Genomic DNA, 15,939 nt, shown 5'->3' with positions numbered 1-15,939 from the left:
GGGGAGGCCCGTTTCGGCCGATCCGTATCAGGGTCGTCTCAGGACACCTGGGCGGATCTTACCGAAAAGCGATAACCGGTGCCCCGCACGGTCTGAATGAAACCATCAAAGCCATGAGGCGCCAAGGCCTTGCGCAGACGGCGGATATGCACATCGATGGTACGGTCCTCCACGTACACATTGGCGCCCCAGACCTGATCCAGCAACTGGGTGCGGGAATAGGCCCGTTCCTGGTGACTCATGAAGAACTCGAGCAAACGGTATTCGGTGGGGCCCATGTCCACGGGTACCCCGTTGGCGCTGATGCGATGGCTGACCGGATCCAGGCACAGGCCCTGGACGTCGATCTCCTTTTCACCGGCGGCGGCGGAGGAGCGGCGCAACACCGCGCGAATGCGCGCGATCAACTCGCGGGTGGAGAAGGGTTTGGTGACATAATCGTCGGCGCCCACGTCCAATCCCTGGATCTTGTTATCTTCCTCGCTTTTGGCGGTGAGCATGATGATCGGCACTTCACTGGTGTTGTCGTCCCGTTTCAGGCGACGGGCCAGTTCGATGCCGGTTACCGAGGGCAGCATCCAGTCCAGCAATACCAGGTCCGGCCGTTCGTCGACGATGCGTTCGTGGGCTTGCTGGGCGCTTTCAGCCTCGAGTACGTCGAAATCGGCTAATTCAAGGGCCACGGACACCATTTCCCGGATGGCCGGTTCGTCGTCGACAATGAGGATGCGATTTTTTGACATAGTTCGGTCTTCCGCTTTCCCGCCCGGATGTAGGGAGCCTCATTAGATGGCTTTTTTATGACATCTTGATGACAGATTTGCCAACCTTTTCGCCGCCGCTCGCGCCATTACGCCGGGCGGCGGCGTTTCCGGGTGGGTCACAAATATTGCAGAAACAGACCGACGAAAACGCAGGCGCCCACCCAGTGGTTGTTAAGAAAGGCGTGAAAGCAGGGCCAGCGTTCCCGGTAGCGGATGCGCCATTGTTGATGACTGAACAGGGCGAGGGCGCCCAGCAGGCCCAGGTACCAGGGCAGGCCGAAGCCCAGGCGCAGCCCCACCAGCACCAGCCCGGCCAGCACCAGACCCTGGAGAATGCCGATGATCACCTTGTCCAGATCCCCGAACAGGATGGCGGTGCTTTTGATCCCGATCTTGAGGTCATCCTCGCGGTCGCACATGGCGTACTCGGTATCGTAGGCCACCGTCCACAGCAGATTGATGATGAACAGCAGCCAGGCGATGGGCGGCACGCTGGCGGTTTCGGCACCGAACGCCATGGGAATGGCCCAACTGAAGGCGGCGCCCAGCACCACCTGGGGCAGGTTGGTGAAGCGCTTGGTGAACGGATAAAGAATGGCCAGGCCCAGCCCGCCGAACGCCAGCCAGAAGGTGAAGCGGTTCAGGAACAACACCAGGATCAGGGCGATGAACAGCAGGCCCACGAACAACCCCAGGGCCTGTTTGGCGCTCAGGGCGCCGGTGGCCAGCGGGCGTTGCCGGGTGCGCTCCACCGAACCGTCGAAGTCGCGGTCGGCGAAGTCATTGATCACGCAGCCGGCGGCGCGCATCACGAACACCCCGAGCACGAAGATGACAATGTTCTTCAGGCTCGGCGTGCCATCGGCGGCGATCCACAGCGCCCACAGCGTGGGCCACATCAGCAGCATGCTGCCGATCGGCCGGTCCAGGCGCATCAGCTGAATCCAGGGCCACAGCGAGGGATAACGGTGTTCCACGAAAGCCAGCATGGTTGTTCCTTCTATTGTTCCCCGACCTGTTCTTCCCCCACCAGGGACCAGAGCGCGGGCAGAAAATACTCCGCCACCAGCAACGGCCGTCCCCTTTTCACGAAACGGGTCTGGCGCCCCCAACACGGCCCGCGGCCCGCCGGCGACAGGCCATAACGGACCCACACCTGATCCCGGTGTGCCTCGGGGTAACGGTATAACTCACTGCCCAGCGAACGGCCACCCATATGCGCCAGATTGCGATTGGCCCAGCGCAGACTGAGCAGCGGCAGGACGCTGCGGGCTTCCACCACCGGAGTGTCGCACAGCATCAGCGTGACTTCCCGGATCAGCGCGATGCGGCGCCCGCTCTGGTGTAACTGCTCGCGTTCGAAAGGCGCGGGGACCGTCACCAGGGAGCGGTTGTGGCGGACATGAAAAGCGCCGTGGCGGCGCAGGCGGGCGGTGAGGGATCCGGGGTCACCGAGCCAGTCGCGGATGAGCGGTGGTACGGTAAGACGATCCAGTGGACGCCATTTCGGGTCGGCGTCCAGAGGTGAATTTGGCATAGTGTGACACTCCGCTCTCGACCGGCGGCGTGGACTATGGCGCAAGGTGGCGCGAGGGGCAAGAGAGCGGCACGAATCTGGCAGGGTCGTCGGCCAGGGCGGGGCCGGTCATGGTGAGGTCATCGGCCCGACTGCCATGGTGACATCCGCGGGTGTCATTGATTTTTCAGGGCGGCGTGGCTACGTTAGCGGGCCCCTGGTTTCCGGCCCCTGGCGCTGTCCGGGATATTGATCAACGAGGTATGACATGAAGAAATGGGAATGTGTGGTGTGCGGCTTCATCTATGACGAAGCGGAAGGGCTCCCCGAGGAGGGCATCGAGCCCGGCACCAAGTGGGAAGATATCCCCGACGACTGGGTATGTCCGGACTGCGGCGTCGGTAAGGATGATTTCGAGATGGTGGAAATCTGAGCGACCGCCATTCCCGTCCCTGGCACCACCCTGGCACCACATAAGGAGCGCCAATGAAGCCCATCGTAGTGATCGGATCCGGTCTGGCCGGATTCAACGTGGTCAAGGAATTCCGCAAGCTGGACAAGGAAACGCCGCTGGTGGTGCTGACCGCCGACGACGGCCGCAGTTATTCCAAGCCGATGCTGTCCACCGGTTTCACCAAGGAAAAAACCGCCGACGACCTGGCCATGGCCTCGCCGGAACAGGTGGCCGAACAGTTCAACGTCACGGTGCGGACCCACGTTCATGTGGCCGGTATCGATGTCGACGGGCATCGGGTGCTGCTGCCGGACGACCATCTGGATTACAGCAAACTGGTGCTGGCGCTGGGGGCGGATACCTGGACGCCGCCGCTGGAAGGCGACGCGGTGGGCGAGGTGTTCTCGGTCAACGACCTGATGGACTATGGCCGCTTCCGCGAAGCCCTGCAGGGCAAGCGCCGCGTGACAATTCTAGGCGGCGGCCTGATCGGCTGTGAATTCGCCAACGATCTGAGCAACGGTGGCTTCGAAGTGGCCCTGGTGGAACCGATGGGGCGTTGCCTGCCGCTGTTATTGCCGCGGGCGGCTTCCGAGGCGGTGGGCCGGGGACTTGAGACATTGGGCGTGCGTTTCCACTTTGGCCCCCTGGCCCAGGCGGTACACCACGGCGATGACGGCACCCTGATCACCGAACTGTCCGACGGTACCCGGGTGGAATCCGAGGTGGTACTGTCCGCCATTGGTTTGCGTCCGCGCATCGACATGGCCAAGGAAGCCGGTCTGCGCACCAACCGGGGCATCCTCACCGACCGCACCCTGCGCACTAGCGCCGAGGACATCTATGCCCTGGGCGATTGCGCGGAAGTGGAAGGCCATGTGCTGCCCTACGTGCTGCCGCTGATGGCCAGCGCCCGCGCCCTGGCCAAAACCCTGGCCGGCGAGGAGACCGCGGTGAGCTACGGCGTCATGCCGGTGACCATCAAGACCCCGGCCTGCCCGGTGGTGGTCTGTCCGCCGCCAGCGGATAGCGAAGGCGAGTGGGAAGTGACGCAGCAGGAAAATGATGTCACCGCCCTGTTTCGTGGCGCCGACGGCACACTGCTGGGCTACGCACTCACCGGTGAAGCGGTGAAGGAAAAGCTCAAACTCAACAAGGAACTGCCGGCCCTGATGCCCTGACCGGGCCGGCCGCCGGCCGGGAGCGCGTAATGAAGTTTCGTTTCATCTTGATGCTGCTCGGCTGGCGATTGCGCTGGCTGGGCCGCCACAATGAGGGTTTCCGCCAGCAATTGGAGCACCGGGATGTGCTGATGCAATGGCGCACCTTCGATGGCCGGGTGGCCCGCTGGTATCACTTCACGCCGCAAGGCGTAAAACACGGCGCCGGTTTGCACGGCGCTCCCACCATCACCCTGAATTTCCGCGACGCGGATTACGCGTTCCGCACCCTGCGTGCCTCCGGCAAGAACCAGATGGCGTTCATGGAAGGCATGCAGGCCGGCGACATCAAGGTGGAAGGCGACCCCGGCCAGCTGATGTGGTTCATGACCCTGATGAAATTCATCATGCCCGGGAAAAAGAAACGCTGATTCCCTGAACAACAGCGGATCCCCGACGGGGCGGATTTTGTCTGATTTATTCAAGACATCCGGGCGACGTTGAGCCAGGCTCACGGGTTCCTGTTCCGCTGTCTTGGAGAAGACGGATGAAAGCGAAAATCAAAGTCATCACCCTGGGTGTGGATGACCTGGATCGTTCCCTGACGTTTTATCGCGACGGCCTCGGTTTGCCCACGGAGGGCATCGTTGGCACCGAATTCGAGGACGGCGCGGTGGTGTTTTTCCATCTCGACGGCGGCCTGGTGCTGGCGCTGTATCCCCGCCTGGCCCTGGCCAGGGGAGCGGGTGTCCCGTTGATGCCCGCCTCGGCCGGAGGGTTTACTCTGGCCCATAACGTGGGCTCGCCAGAGCAAGTGGACGAGGTGATGCGGCAGGCCGAGGCGGCCGGTGCCCACGTGACCAAGGCCGCGGAGAAAGCCTTCTGGGGCGGTTATTGCGGTTACTTTCAGGATCCGGATGGCCACCTTTGGGAAGTCGCCTGGAACCCGGATTGGGAAGAATAATGAAGTTCCGGAAAACGGGCCTCTCTTGTCGGCGCTGTGCGGTGAGGTCACCATAGGCGGCTCATTCCAAAGCAGCACAGGCGGCACCTCATGGCGAACCGAAGCTATCTTTACGCGACCGACCGGGTTCCCGCGCGGACGCCGGATCAGCCCAAACCGCTGGTCCGGGGGTTGTCCGAATGGGGGTACGCGATTCCGCTCTGCTACCGGTTGCTGGTGTCCGCCGATACCGTGATCTGCCCCTCCATGATCTGGGAACTGGACGACGACGTGGCGCTGGCGGGGGATTACGACAAGGGCGTAAAGCGCCTGTGTGAGTTCCTGGCGCGCATCGACTGGCCCGAGGCAGCGGAACTGGTGCAAGAGGCGGAAGCCTTCCTGAATGCGCCGGAGAATCGCGCCGCCCACATTGTGCTGGAGTGCGCCGAGATCTTCGACCTGGAAGAGGCGCCACTGGCCCAGCAGAACCGGGACCTGTTCGGGAGTCTGGCGGATCTGGACCAGGAAATGGAACGCACCTTGCGCCACCTCAATCAGGTCAAACCCTCGGCTCCCGGGCCCCTGGCGCGGATGCTGAACCTGCAGCCGGCGAACCCGCTGGCGCCGCTCCATGAGTTGGGGTTGGGCAACTGGTCCAACGTGCTCTACTTCGATTTCGGCGAGGACTGATCGGTCCAGCCGGCCTCCCGTACCACCTCCTCCAGCCAATCCAGGCAGGCTCGGATCGCCGGGCGCTCGCGCAGATCCTCATGCAGCACCACCCACAGCGGCCGGCTGACCCTTATGGTCGGCTGCGCCGCCGTCAGGCCCGGGTCCGCGGCGATCATCGGATCCGGCAGCATCGCCATGCCAAGCCCCGAACGCACCGCCGCCTGAATGCCCGTGAGGCCGGCGATGCGCGCCACCGGCGGGTCCCGGAACACGCCGGCCATGGCCTGGATCTCCGGCAGGTCGTCCCAGCCGCGATGGTAGGCGATCCAGCCTTGGGCGGAGCCCCGCACCGAAGTGGCCAGCGTCAACCCGAGCGCGCCCAGACGCCGGGCCACCAGATGCTCTTCCCGAGGGCGGGCCAGACGCAGCGCCAGATCCGCGTCCCGGCGGGACAGGCTGACGGTGGTATTGGACGCCGCCAACTCCATGGTCAGCGCCGGGTGGCGCCGATGCAGATCAATCAGCCGGGGTGCCAGCAGCGCCTCCACGATCCAGGCCACCGAGGTCAGCCGTACCAGCCCTGATACCGTCCCCTGGCCGTGATCCGGATTGGTCTGCAGCAATGCCTGCTCCATGCGCTCCGCCGCCCGCACCAGCCGCTCGCCCGTGGGCGTTGGCTGCAGGCCGTCCCGCCCCCGCAAAAACAAAGTGGTGCCCTGACGGCCTTCCACGGCGGCGAGGCGGCGGGCCATGGTGGTCTCGTTCACCGCAAGACGGCGCGCCGCTTCGCGCAGAGTGCCGGAGCGGCTCAGGGCCAGCAGAAAACGGAAATCATCCCAATCTTTCATGCCTGCATTTTTGCAGGTAATGCTCGCAAAATACCAGCTTGGATCAGGCGAATGCGCAGGCCACCATGAGCCCTCATTGAATTCATGCGCTGACACGGGAGCACGCGATATGAGTAACGACAAGCCGGTAACCCTGAGAACCCTGGCCGGCGCATCGGCCTGGCAAACCCCGCAACGTGGTAAAGCGGCGGTGGTGATCATCGACGCCCAGGAAGTCTATGGCAGCGGCGCCTTGCCGCTCACCGGCCTCGATGACGCCTTGACCCAGATCGAACGGTTGCGCGAAAGAGCTACGGAAATGGACTGGCCGGTGATCCACGTGGCCCACCAAGGCCCGGCCGGCAGCCCCTTCGACCCCGCCGGCGGCGGCGCCTTCCTGCAACGCGCCCAGCCCGCGGAAGGTGAGGCAGTGGTCACCAAACCGCGTCCCAACGCCTTCTCCGGCACGGATCTGGAACAGCATCTGCGCGATGTGGAGGGCCCGGTCCTGGTGGTCGGTTTCATGACTCACATGTGCGTTTCCTCCACCGTGCGGGCCGGCTACGACCTGGGCTTCGACATGGCGGTGGTCGCCGCCGCCTGCGCCACCCGCGACCTGCCCGCCACCGATGACACCGGCGTGGTCTCGGCCGAGCAGCTACACAAGGCCGCCCTGGCGGCGATGTCGGACGTGTTCGTGCTGGTGCTGGCGACGGTGGAAGAGGTTTAATAACGCCGTAGTTTTGCTACAAAGCTACTGTAGGAGCCAGTCGGGGCGGCCCTCCGCCTGCTGGCGAATTCTTCCATGATTCATTTGCTAGCAAGCCAGCGACTTCGTTGCCCTTGTGGGAAGCTGCCTCGAGAGCGAATCGGCTACCCAAGCTCCTGGGCGATCCCGATCAGGATTCCTTCCGGGCCGCGGATGTAGCAGAGGCGGTACGTGTCTTCGAATTGTGCCACCGTGCCGACAAGTTTCGCACCTTGTTTGTCGAGTCGGGCGAGCGTGTCGTCAATATCCTCCACGGTGAACATCACGCGCAGATAGCCGAGAGCGTTCACCGGCGCGGTGCGGTGATCGGCGACCACGGGCGGTGCCAGGAACCGGGAGAGTTCGAGCCGGCTGTGGCCATCCGGCGTGCGCATCATGGCAATCTCGACGCACATGCCGCGCAACCCGGTCACATCATCAGCCCAGCTTCCCTCGACAGGTGCGCGCCCCTCGAGTTCGAGGCCAAGTTCGCTAAAGAACTCAATGGCGGCATCGATGTCTTCGACCACGATGCCGATGTTGTCCATACGCTTGACCGTCATAGTGTCTCCTTGGCATCCGCCGTGCTCATATGCAGGATTTATAGGCGACGAATTCTCCCTTGCCCGCTGGCACACAAAATGTAGAGATCGATCTTGCCTTTTGTCTGTTCCGACGGAGGGCGGGCTGGGTTAACGGGTTTTAGCAGCGTTGGCACGGCGCTTCCGCTCCTGCTCGATCATCTGTTCCTGCCGTTCCTCTAGAGTGTTCATCCCCAGGCGTGCCCGGCGTGCGTTAACGGTAGCGGGCTCCTCAATGGGAAAGGGTGTGGGCCAGCCCTGTTCATCGGTATCGAACTGAGTGCCGTAGTACTGAGGGTTTCCAGATAAAGTGCGCACCCGGTCTTGAAGGAATGCCAACTGCCAGCCCTCTGTGTCGTCTTTGGAAACGGCTTCCTCCAACAAGCCCGCGCACTCGGCCATGAACTCTGGCTCTGAAACAGAATGCTGGGCGATGAGCCATGCGGCTTTGGCGCCGTCCTTTCCCACCAGTGACAGACCGGGCCAACCGTGGTGGCGCATAATTTCTTTCAGGCGGGAGGTGTTCTGCTGATGCAACGCTTTCATACGGGGATGATAAGACCCGGCCGGCAGCTCCCCGGAATCGAAAAGCTGCTGTAATAAGCGTTGGTCTTCCCGCATCATCATTACCAGCTCGTCGGCAAGATTCTGGTTCATTGGCTCCTTCCTGGTTGGTTCCTGTGGTGCTCACGTTCGGGATTTATGCGCGACGAACTCTCCCTTGCCCACAGGCACCAGGCAAGTAGTGAACTGGGGCCGTCCCTGAAGACAGGTGATGAAGTCGGCCATCTCCGCCGCATGAGACAAGGCGTTGTCGCAAACCAGAACACCGCCGGGCTTCACTGCGTCGATGATAGGGTCGGCCATATCCAGATACTGGCTCCGGTCGGCATCGAGAAAGACCAGATCAAAGGTCGCGGTATTGCCTTGGAGATAAGTGACGGCGTCGCCCTTGATCTGCTCAATGCGATCGGCAAGGCCAGCGCGCTCAAAATTTGCCTTGGCTTCACCAACCTTGTCGTCATCGCACTCCACCGTTGTCACCCGACCGCCATCGCTCAATGACGAAGCCAGCCAGAGCGTGGAGTAACCGTTGGAGGTGCCAATCTCCAGCACCCGCTCAGCCCGGATCGCCTTGACCAGCACCGCGAGGAACTCACCGGTATCCCGGGTTATATTCAAGTACTTCCGGCGGCGTTCGCTGACCCGGGCATCATTGTCTTCGCCTCTTTGTTCAAGTTCCGTGAGCAAGGTATTGAGCGTTGGTGTCATGTTCAGACTCGAAAAAGGAAAAGAAAGACGACCATATCAGTCATGACAAGCGGGAGAAACGCTAAGAGTACTGCTGTCTTCTTTGATGGGGGAAAAGCTGGAGCGAACGGAGTCCAATGCTTGCCTTGGTTAAGCATCTGGGATGAGCCGCTTGCCCATGCTTACTACATCATCGACCGCGTAACCGAGGTGCCGATAAAATGCCAGAACCTGTTTGTTCGAGCTGCGCACCACAATATTCAGCTTGGGGCAGCCCATCGCGGTAAGAGCGTCTTCTACTTTCAACATCAGAATCTGTCCGAACCCGCGATGTTGGTGTTCAGGTGATACGGCCAAATAAAAGACGGAACCCCGATGGCCGTCATATCCCGCCATGGCGGAGGCGACCACTTTCCCATCGACCTCCCCGACGAAGAACAGTTCGGGCTGCACATGGAGTTTTCGGGAAATATCGCTGTTTGGATCGTTCCAGGGGCGAGTCAATCCGCACGCTTCCCAAAGCGCAATCACGGTGCTTCTGTCGTTCTCTCTGAATGATCGTATTTCCATGCTTCTTCTACTTAACGGCTACTCCGGGTTTCCGGCAATAAGCAATACTGCATGTTGTTCGCGCTTATTTTTCAGGAAAATATCGGGTTACCTCAGTCCAGGGTATGAGACGATTTAACTGGATCGTTTCGAATACCTGTTGAGCCTTCCTCTCGCTACTCATCTGGGCCAGCAGGACCAGCGCGCCCTGATAAGACGGAACGCCACCATTGCTGGAGATTCTGTTGCGATCAACGACAACATTGCGATCCTCGATCACGTTGATTTTGGGAAATTCACGCTGTAACTGCTTTTCACCACCAGCCCAGGTGGTCGCGGTGTAACCATCCAGCAGGCCCGCATGGGCGTACAAAAAAGCGCCAGAGCAGTTGCTTGCCAGCCAGGAAACAGTCTGGGCCTGACTTTTGAGGAATTTGGTTAAGTCCTTGTTCTCAAAAAGCGTATCCATGACATAAGAACTGGTTACGATTAGCGCATCCAATTCGAGGTCGTCATAGATCGTTTTGTCGACTGTCAGGCGTATGCCTTCCTCAGTAGTCACGACGGGCGCATCTCGATCCACACCGATTAATAACACCTTGTAATCCGAGAACCAGGATTTCCGCGTGGCAACGCCAAAGACCTCGGCCGGAGCGGTCACATCACTGCTCAATACTTTGTCGTAAACCAAAATTCCGATGTGCTTTTCCGCGGCTATCAAAGGCGATGAGAAAATAACCAAGGAAATCAATAGGATTTTGGCGGCCAGTTTCCTGCTCATAGTATGCTTTCCTTTGTCTGGGCTTGTGAGTTCAGTGGCGTCAACACCTTGGGGGCAGGTCTCGCGTTTCACCATTACCAAGGACTACCGAATCATGGAAGTGTACGGTCCCGGGTACCACGACTCGAGCATAAACCCCGAATTTGAGGTCCGCCTGCCGCGCGATATGCCGTAGAATGCTTGGTTCCTCCGGCAAGTCGCTTTGCGTCGATGCCACCATGCCACAACGTTCGGTGGCAGCACACACCTCCAACTCGACTTCCTTCCCCACGCACAACCGCTTACCCAACCAAGCCTGCTCGACCAAATCAGCGCCAGGAACGTCGATGACCAGATTGGGGCGGAAGCGCCTTGCGTCGATGCTTACGCTCGGTAACGCCGAGCTCAGCCACGCTAATGAGGCGGAAGTGATCAGATGCACTGGCCCGGCATCCAAATGCGAAATGGCCTCCTCCCGAGCCAGTACCACGGGCAGTCCAAGCTCCTCGGACAGCATCTGGTGGACCGCGGGGCTATCGCCAGCGACGACGTGGCCAGAAGGAAGTCGAATGTGCGGGACTTGGTGATGGTAGCTCGCCTGGAGCCGAAAAAGCCCTTCTATTTTTCGAAAGCGCCGGGTGCTCTTGCCACTTCCAAATTTCTCCTTGCTATCCCTGACAGCAAACAGACGATCACCTTCAACACCACGCGCCTCCATTCGAAGCGCCTCGCACCGCTCGCCCAGCATCGACTTGACGGGATAGCGCCACAGTTCGCTGACTGTTCCTATCGGTGTCACCGGCACCTTCATGGCATTCCTTGCTGCGTAAATGAAGATTGGGTCTCGCCTTTTTCCTGGCGCGACCTTCTAATGACCGACGAGTAGCTATACTAATGGCAAAAGATAAAGTCTGACTTCGCATTTCCATCGTTGCTATGTGCGAAAATTGGTTTGTATTCCCTTGTTTTTTGCGAAAACCAGAAACTCATAAAGTGATTCATTGTTGAAAGTCTTGGCCGCAAAATCCAATTTGAAAGGTTTTCCTGATACTGGAAAAACTTAATCTGGAGGCCATCTGGTCTTTGATTGTGCCATATCCCGATAAAAGATCCTCTGCGACGTTATTACTTTGACCAATATTGATTTTTACTTCCATGAGGCTCACTTGATTTATAATGCTGTACTCTGGCGAGCTTGCGGGTGTCCAGAAAAAACGGGATCTGGCCTTGTGGTTTGCCTTCCCTATGAAGCTAAGCTTAGATAAGAAAAAGACAAGACTTACCCTGTTAATGACAATGCACAGCTCCCTTGCTGTTATCCATATGGCAGCACTTCCCAGGCGGGGAGCTCTTCCGGCACCCACCGCCATGCGCCATAACTGAAGAACTTAAGAAGACCAATGTAAGAGCTAAAATTATTGTTTTCATATTGTTGTTTCCATCCGTATTTGGAATAAATCGATTCCGCCCGTATCAATACAGGAGATGTGGCAAAGACATGGCAATTTTCTTTTCGTGTTTAGCTACTCCAATCAGGCCAAGTCTGCCACCCGTCCTGGATTCTCGGGCTGTCTTAGGGTTTCTATCCGAATTGGACAACGCTGTCAGCCAGGTGTAGACATTTTTCTTTCATTTGGCGAATGCCGAGGTATGAGGCTGTGAATAGCAGGGAGGTATATACCCAGGTGGCGAAAAGGCCGTGGGAGGAAAATGAATAACGCTTTTCCGTGTTCCACGGTTGCCCCGTGAATGAAACAGGGCTGCATTCTCCTGGTTTGAAGAGGCGGTTCAGTTCTGTTGAGGTTGTATTCGCCAGCGAGCTGGCTTCCCACAGAGCAAAGAGTTATACGAAGCCGCGTTGCCGCCAAACCCAGGCCATCAACAGCCCCCGGCTGGCCATCCACAGGTTCAGGGCCAGCCACAGGCCATGGTTGTCCAGCGGGCGGGTGAGCCACCACATCGGGAAGAACAGTAAGGTGGCCACCAGCATGGTGTTGCGCATTTCCCGGGCCAGGGTGGCGCCGACGAAGACGCCGTCCAGCCAGAAGCCGGCGCTGGCGGTGAGGGGGAGCAGCAGCATCCAGGGCAGGTAGTGGGTGGCGGTGTCGCGGATGGCGGGCAGGTCGCTGAGCAGGTGGATCAGTGGTACGCCGCCGAGGGCAAAGCCGATCAGGGCGATCACCGCGACGATCAGTGTCCACAGGCCGGTGCGGCGTACCGCTTGATGAAGCTCCGTGGTCCGGCCCCGTCCCAGGGCGTCTCCCACCAGGGCTTCGGCGGCGTTGGCGAAGCCGTCCAGGGTATTGCTCAGTAGCAACAGAAAGGTGATCAGAACGGCGTTGGCGGCGAGGATGGTGTCGTCGAGGCGGGCGCCCTGGGCGGCGAAAAAGAAGAACACGGTGAGCAGGGCCACGGTGCGCAGGAAGATATCCCGGTTCACCGCCATCAGCCGCATCATCGGCGCGGCCTGCAGCAGCAGGTGTCTCGGCAGGGCCCGCCAGGCGTCGCCAAAGAGATGCCGGCGCAGCCAGAACAGGCCGCCGGCGAGGCCGATGTATTCCGCCGCGGCGCTGGCCGCGGCCACGCCGCGCACGTCGAAGTGCCAGACTTGCACCAGCAGCACATCCAGCAGGGCATTGCTGCTGTGCATCAGCAGCGTCATTTTCAGCGGCACGCGGGTGTTATGCATGCCGATGGCGAAGCCGATCAGGGCGAAGTTGGCCAGCGCCGCCGGGGCGCCAAGAATGCGCAGATTGATGTAGTCCCTGGCCAGGGACTGCACCTCGTCGCTGCCGCCGAGCAGCCACAGCGACAGCTCGCGCAGTGCCGGCTGCAGCAGGATCAGGGCAATACCAATAGCGAAGGAAAGGAGCAAAGCCCGCAACAGTACCACCAGGGTGTTGTCGCCAGCACCGCGCGCCTGGGAGGTGAAACCGGTGGTGCCCATGCGCAGGAAGTTGAAAGAAAAGTAGAGGAACATGAACACGTTGCCGCCCAGCGCCACCGCCGCCAGAAACACCGGCGACGACAGATGGCCAACCACGGCGGTGTCCACCAAGCCCAGCAAGGGCGCGGTGGCGTTGGATAACAGCAGGGGACAGGCCAGCGCCCAGATGCGCCGGTCCAGGTCGGCGTTGCGGTTCATGTCAGGACGGCGGCCGGCGCAGTAGCGTGAGCACAAACAGGGTGGCGGCGGCCACCACGATGGACGGTCCCACCGGGGTGTCCGCGTACCAGCTCATCGCCATGCCCAGGGTCACCGACAGCAGTCCGAGCACGCTGGCGCGCATGGCCATCTGCTCCGGCGTGCTGGACAGACGCCGGGCACCGGCGGCGGGGATCACCAGCAGGGAGGTGATCAACAGCACTCCCACGGTACGGATGGCGCCGGCGATCAGCAGCGCCAGCAGCAGCATCAGTAGCAGGCGGGTGAGGGCGACGGGCACCCCTTCCACCTGGGCCAGCTCTTCGTTCACGGTGATGCTCAGCAGCGCGCGCCACTGCCAGACCACCAGGGCGATGATCAGTGCCGCTCCGGCCCACAGCGCGAGCACGTCGTTCCAGGTCACCGCCAGCAGGTCGCCGAACAGATAGGCCATCAGGTCCACCTGTACGCTTTGCTGCACGCTCAGGCTGATCACCCCGAGGGCCAGCGTCGTGTGAGCGACGATGCCGAGCAGGGTGTCGCCAGCGATCTGTCTTTGCTGTTGCAGGCCGGTCAGGGCCAGGGCGATGGAGAGGCAGGCCACCACCACCGCCAGATACAGGTTCACATCCAGGGCCAGGGCCAGGGCGGCGCCGAGCAGGGCGCCGTGGGCCAGGGTGTCGCCGAAGAACGCCATCCGCCGCCACACTACGAACGCGCCCATGGGGCCGGAGACCAACGCCACCGCCAGGCCGGCCAGCAGCGAGGGCAGCAACAACTCAATCATGGTGGTGGTGCTCCCCGTGGTCATGGTGTTCAGGGTCATCGTGCACATGGCCGTGCAGATCGTGGGCGTGATCGTGGTCGTGGGTGTACAGCGCCAGATTGGGGGTGCCGGCGCGGGGTCCGAACAGTTCGTGGTAGGCCGGGTCCCGGCTCACCGATTCCGGGGTGCCGGAGCAGCACACATGATGTTGCAGGCACACCACCTGATCGGTGCGCGCCATCACCAGATGCAGATCATGGGAGATCAGCAGGATGCCGCAGCCGGTGCTTTCACGCACTTCGCTGAGCAGACCATAGAGGGCGTCCTGGCCGGCCACGTCCACGCCCTGGGCCGGTTCGTCCAGCACCAGCAGGTCTGGTTTGCGCAGCAGCGCGCGGGCCAGCAGCACCCGTTGCAGTTCGCCGCCGGACAGCCGCCGCACGGCCCGGCGGCGCAAGTGGGAGACGCCGGTGAGGGCCAGGGCTTCACGGCGATGACGGGTCCGGCCTGGCGCGGCCAGCCAGAGAAAACGGTCGACGGTGAGCGGCAGGCTCTCGTCCACCTGCAGATGCTGGGGCATGTAGCCGATACGCAGGCCCGGACGGCGCCAGACGCGGCCCTGGTCCGGCGCCTGCAGGCCCAGCACGACACGGGCCAGGGTGCTCTTGCCAGCGCCGTTGGGGCCGATCAAGGTAGTGATGCCGCCTGGATTCAGGGTCAGGGATACCCGCTCCAACACCGGCTCCGCGCCGAAGGAGAGGGAAACGTCATCCAGTTGCACCAATGCCGTGTCCATAACAGGCCCATTCTCAAAAGCCGTGATGATATACTATTTCACTTGTTCCGAGGCGCCCTTGTCGGCGTCCGGGTTTGCTGTTTTCGGGAATGCCCCATGCGCTGTTTCTTGTTGGTCCTGCTGTTCCTGGTGGGGTTGCCGGTTTCGCTACCGGCCTCGCCATCGTCGTCCGCCACCACCATCGTCGCCAGTGTCGAGCCGCTGGCCATGGCGTTGCGTCAACTGTATGGCGACCAGGCCGAGGTGGTCACGCTGCTGGCGCCGAATCAGAATCCGCACCATCTGTCGTTGTCGCCACGCCAGGCTCTGGCGGTGCGGGACGCGGATCTGGTGGTGTGGCTTGGCGAGGATGCCGAGCCGCCAGTGGCGGCGCTGATCCGGCGCCGTTCCGGTCCCAACCTGGCCCTGGCGGACTTGCCGGGCGCCGAAGTGCGTGATGGCAGTGCCGGTCACGATCATGCCGGGGACCACGCCGGCCATTCGCACAGTCAGATCGATCCGCATTTGTGGCTGGCGCCCGCCAACATGGTGGTACTGGCGCGCGCATTGGCGGAGCAGGACCGGGTGCCCTTGCCGGCGATGGAACCGGGTCGCTTCATCGCCGCGGTGGCAGCCGCCGAACAGTCCATTGCCGCGCGCCTGGCGCCACTGCAACAGCAGGCCTGGCTGACCTACCATCATCCCTACGCCTATTTTCAGCACCACTTTGGCCTGGCCGACCCGTTGGTGATCAGCGAGCAATTGGGCGCGGGGCCGAGCAGCCGCCGCTTCGTCACGTTGGCGGCGCGGATCAGTAAAAGCAATATGCGGTGTGCTCTGCTGGAGCCGGAAGCCCAGGGGCAACTGGTGAAACGGCTGTGTCCGGACTGCGATCTGGTCAGGCTGGATCCGTTGGGCCGGGACCACGCCGACAGCGGTTACAGCGACTGGCTGGAACAGGTGGTCACCCCCGCTTTCGTCGCCTGTTTGCAGCAGGGACCGTGATATTGGCCCGTCCGGGCCCATTG

At 61.4% G+C, this 15,939-nt stretch carries 20 protein-coding genes; 7 read left to right on the top strand and 13 right to left on the bottom strand.

From position 1 onward, the window contains the following. Positions 1–38: 38 nt before the first annotated feature. From phoB to B5T_RS21615, 3 genes are all read right to left on the bottom strand, one after another. A complete protein-coding gene (gene phoB, locus B5T_RS21625; RefSeq protein ID WP_014996663.1) occupies positions 39–743 on the bottom strand; it encodes a phosphate regulon transcriptional regulator PhoB in 705 nt (234 codons plus the stop codon). 137 nt (positions 744–880) lie between these two features. Then, on the bottom strand, positions 881–1,753 hold the full coding sequence (ubiA, locus tag B5T_RS21620; RefSeq protein ID WP_014996662.1) for a 4-hydroxybenzoate octaprenyltransferase: 873 nt from the start codon (positions 1,751–1,753) through the stop codon (positions 881–883). Between the two features lie 11 nt (positions 1,754–1,764). Further along, positions 1,765–2,301, bottom strand: a complete 537-nt coding sequence (locus B5T_RS21615; RefSeq protein ID WP_014996661.1) for a chorismate--pyruvate lyase family protein — start codon at positions 2,299–2,301, stop codon at positions 1,765–1,767. A gap of 247 nt (positions 2,302–2,548) precedes the next feature. Here B5T_RS21615 and rd point away from each other — a divergent pair, with 247 nt between their 5' ends. The 5 genes from rd to B5T_RS21590 all read left to right on the top strand — a co-directional run bounded on the left by rd (position 2,549) and on the right by B5T_RS21590 (position 5,527). Continuing rightward, positions 2,549–2,713 (top strand): rubredoxin, encoded by a 165-nt coding sequence (gene rd / locus B5T_RS21610; protein WP_014996660.1) that lies wholly within the window; start codon positions 2,549–2,551, stop codon positions 2,711–2,713. Positions 2,714–2,766: 53 nt separating this feature from the next. Continuing rightward, on the top strand, positions 2,767–3,915 hold the full coding sequence (locus B5T_RS21605) for an NAD(P)/FAD-dependent oxidoreductase (protein ID WP_014996659.1): 1,149 nt from the start codon (positions 2,767–2,769) through the stop codon (positions 3,913–3,915). Positions 3,916–3,944: 29 nt separating this feature from the next. Continuing rightward, positions 3,945–4,325 (top strand): hypothetical protein, encoded by a 381-nt coding sequence (locus tag B5T_RS21600; protein WP_014996658.1) that lies wholly within the window; start codon positions 3,945–3,947, stop codon positions 4,323–4,325. A gap of 116 nt (positions 4,326–4,441) precedes the next feature. Next, positions 4,442–4,858, top strand: coding sequence for a VOC family protein (locus B5T_RS21595; protein ID WP_014996657.1), 417 nt, complete (start codon positions 4,442–4,444; stop codon positions 4,856–4,858). Between the two features lie 90 nt (positions 4,859–4,948). Continuing rightward, positions 4,949–5,527 carry a DUF7822 domain-containing protein gene (locus B5T_RS21590; RefSeq protein ID WP_014996656.1) on the top strand — a complete coding sequence of 193 codons (579 nt, stop codon included), beginning with the start codon at positions 4,949–4,951 and terminating at the stop codon, positions 5,525–5,527. On the opposite strand, the gene B5T_RS21585 is transcribed toward B5T_RS21590, so the two are convergent. After that, positions 5,503–6,357 (bottom strand): LysR family transcriptional regulator, encoded by an 855-nt coding sequence (locus B5T_RS21585; protein WP_014996655.1) that lies wholly within the window; start codon positions 6,355–6,357, stop codon positions 5,503–5,505. The two genes, B5T_RS21590 and B5T_RS21585, sit on opposite strands and share 25 nt — an antisense overlap. Positions 6,358–6,466: 109 nt before the next feature. On the opposite strand from B5T_RS21585, the gene B5T_RS21580 reads away from it, so the two are divergent. Beyond that, positions 6,467–7,066, top strand: coding sequence for a cysteine hydrolase family protein (locus tag B5T_RS21580; protein WP_014996654.1), 600 nt, complete (start codon positions 6,467–6,469; stop codon positions 7,064–7,066). Positions 7,067–7,209: 143 nt separating this feature from the next. On the opposite strand, the gene B5T_RS21575 is transcribed toward B5T_RS21580, so the two are convergent. From B5T_RS21575 to znuC, 9 genes are all read right to left on the bottom strand, one after another. Next, positions 7,210–7,647 carry a VOC family protein gene (locus tag B5T_RS21575; RefSeq protein ID WP_014996653.1) on the bottom strand — a complete coding sequence of 146 codons (438 nt, stop codon included), beginning with the start codon at positions 7,645–7,647 and terminating at the stop codon, positions 7,210–7,212. Positions 7,648–7,776: 129 nt separating this feature from the next. Continuing rightward, a complete protein-coding gene (locus tag B5T_RS21570; RefSeq protein WP_014996652.1) occupies positions 7,777–8,322 on the bottom strand; it encodes a DUF6624 domain-containing protein in 546 nt (181 codons plus the stop codon). Positions 8,323–8,352: 30 nt separating this feature from the next. Then, positions 8,353–8,937 carry an O-methyltransferase gene (locus B5T_RS21565; RefSeq protein ID WP_014996651.1) on the bottom strand — a complete coding sequence of 195 codons (585 nt, stop codon included), beginning with the start codon at positions 8,935–8,937 and terminating at the stop codon, positions 8,353–8,355. Between the two features lie 129 nt (positions 8,938–9,066). Next, the gene (locus tag B5T_RS21560) at positions 9,067–9,486 is read right to left on the bottom strand and encodes a GNAT family acetyltransferase (RefSeq protein ID WP_041717172.1); all 420 of its coding nucleotides are present in this window, start codon (positions 9,484–9,486) and stop codon (positions 9,067–9,069) included. A gap of 64 nt (positions 9,487–9,550) precedes the next feature. Further along, entirely contained in the window at positions 9,551–10,246 is a 696-nt protein-coding gene (locus B5T_RS21555) for a DJ-1/PfpI family protein (protein ID WP_014996649.1), read from the bottom strand. 40 nt (positions 10,247–10,286) lie between these two features. Beyond that, entirely contained in the window at positions 10,287–11,036 is a 750-nt protein-coding gene (locus B5T_RS21550) for an MOSC domain-containing protein (RefSeq protein WP_014996648.1), read from the bottom strand. A 1,032-nt stretch (positions 11,037–12,068) separates the two neighbouring features. Beyond that, the gene (locus B5T_RS21540) at positions 12,069–13,370 is read right to left on the bottom strand and encodes an MATE family efflux transporter (RefSeq protein ID WP_014996647.1); all 1,302 of its coding nucleotides are present in this window, start codon (positions 13,368–13,370) and stop codon (positions 12,069–12,071) included. A 1-nt stretch (position 13,371) separates the two neighbouring features. After that, on the bottom strand, positions 13,372–14,157 hold the full coding sequence (gene znuB, locus B5T_RS21535; protein WP_014996646.1) for a zinc ABC transporter permease subunit ZnuB: 786 nt from the start codon (positions 14,155–14,157) through the stop codon (positions 13,372–13,374). Beyond that, positions 14,150–14,932, bottom strand: a complete 783-nt coding sequence (gene znuC / locus B5T_RS21530; protein ID WP_014996645.1) for a zinc ABC transporter ATP-binding protein ZnuC — start codon at positions 14,930–14,932, stop codon at positions 14,150–14,152. Before znuC ends, znuB begins: the two co-directional genes overlap by 8 nt. Before the next feature lie 96 nt (positions 14,933–15,028). Between znuC and B5T_RS21525 the strand changes: the two genes are divergently transcribed. Next, positions 15,029–15,916, top strand: a complete 888-nt coding sequence (locus B5T_RS21525) for a metal ABC transporter substrate-binding protein (protein WP_014996644.1) — start codon at positions 15,029–15,031, stop codon at positions 15,914–15,916. Positions 15,917–15,939 lie beyond the last annotated feature (23 nt).

The organism is Alloalcanivorax dieselolei B5 (assembly GCF_000300005.1).
Classification (GTDB): Bacteria; Pseudomonadota; Gammaproteobacteria; order Pseudomonadales; family Alcanivoracaceae; genus Alloalcanivorax; species Alloalcanivorax dieselolei.
Note: the sequence above shows the minus strand (reverse complement) of the source record. Positions and strands in the feature narration are given on the sequence as shown.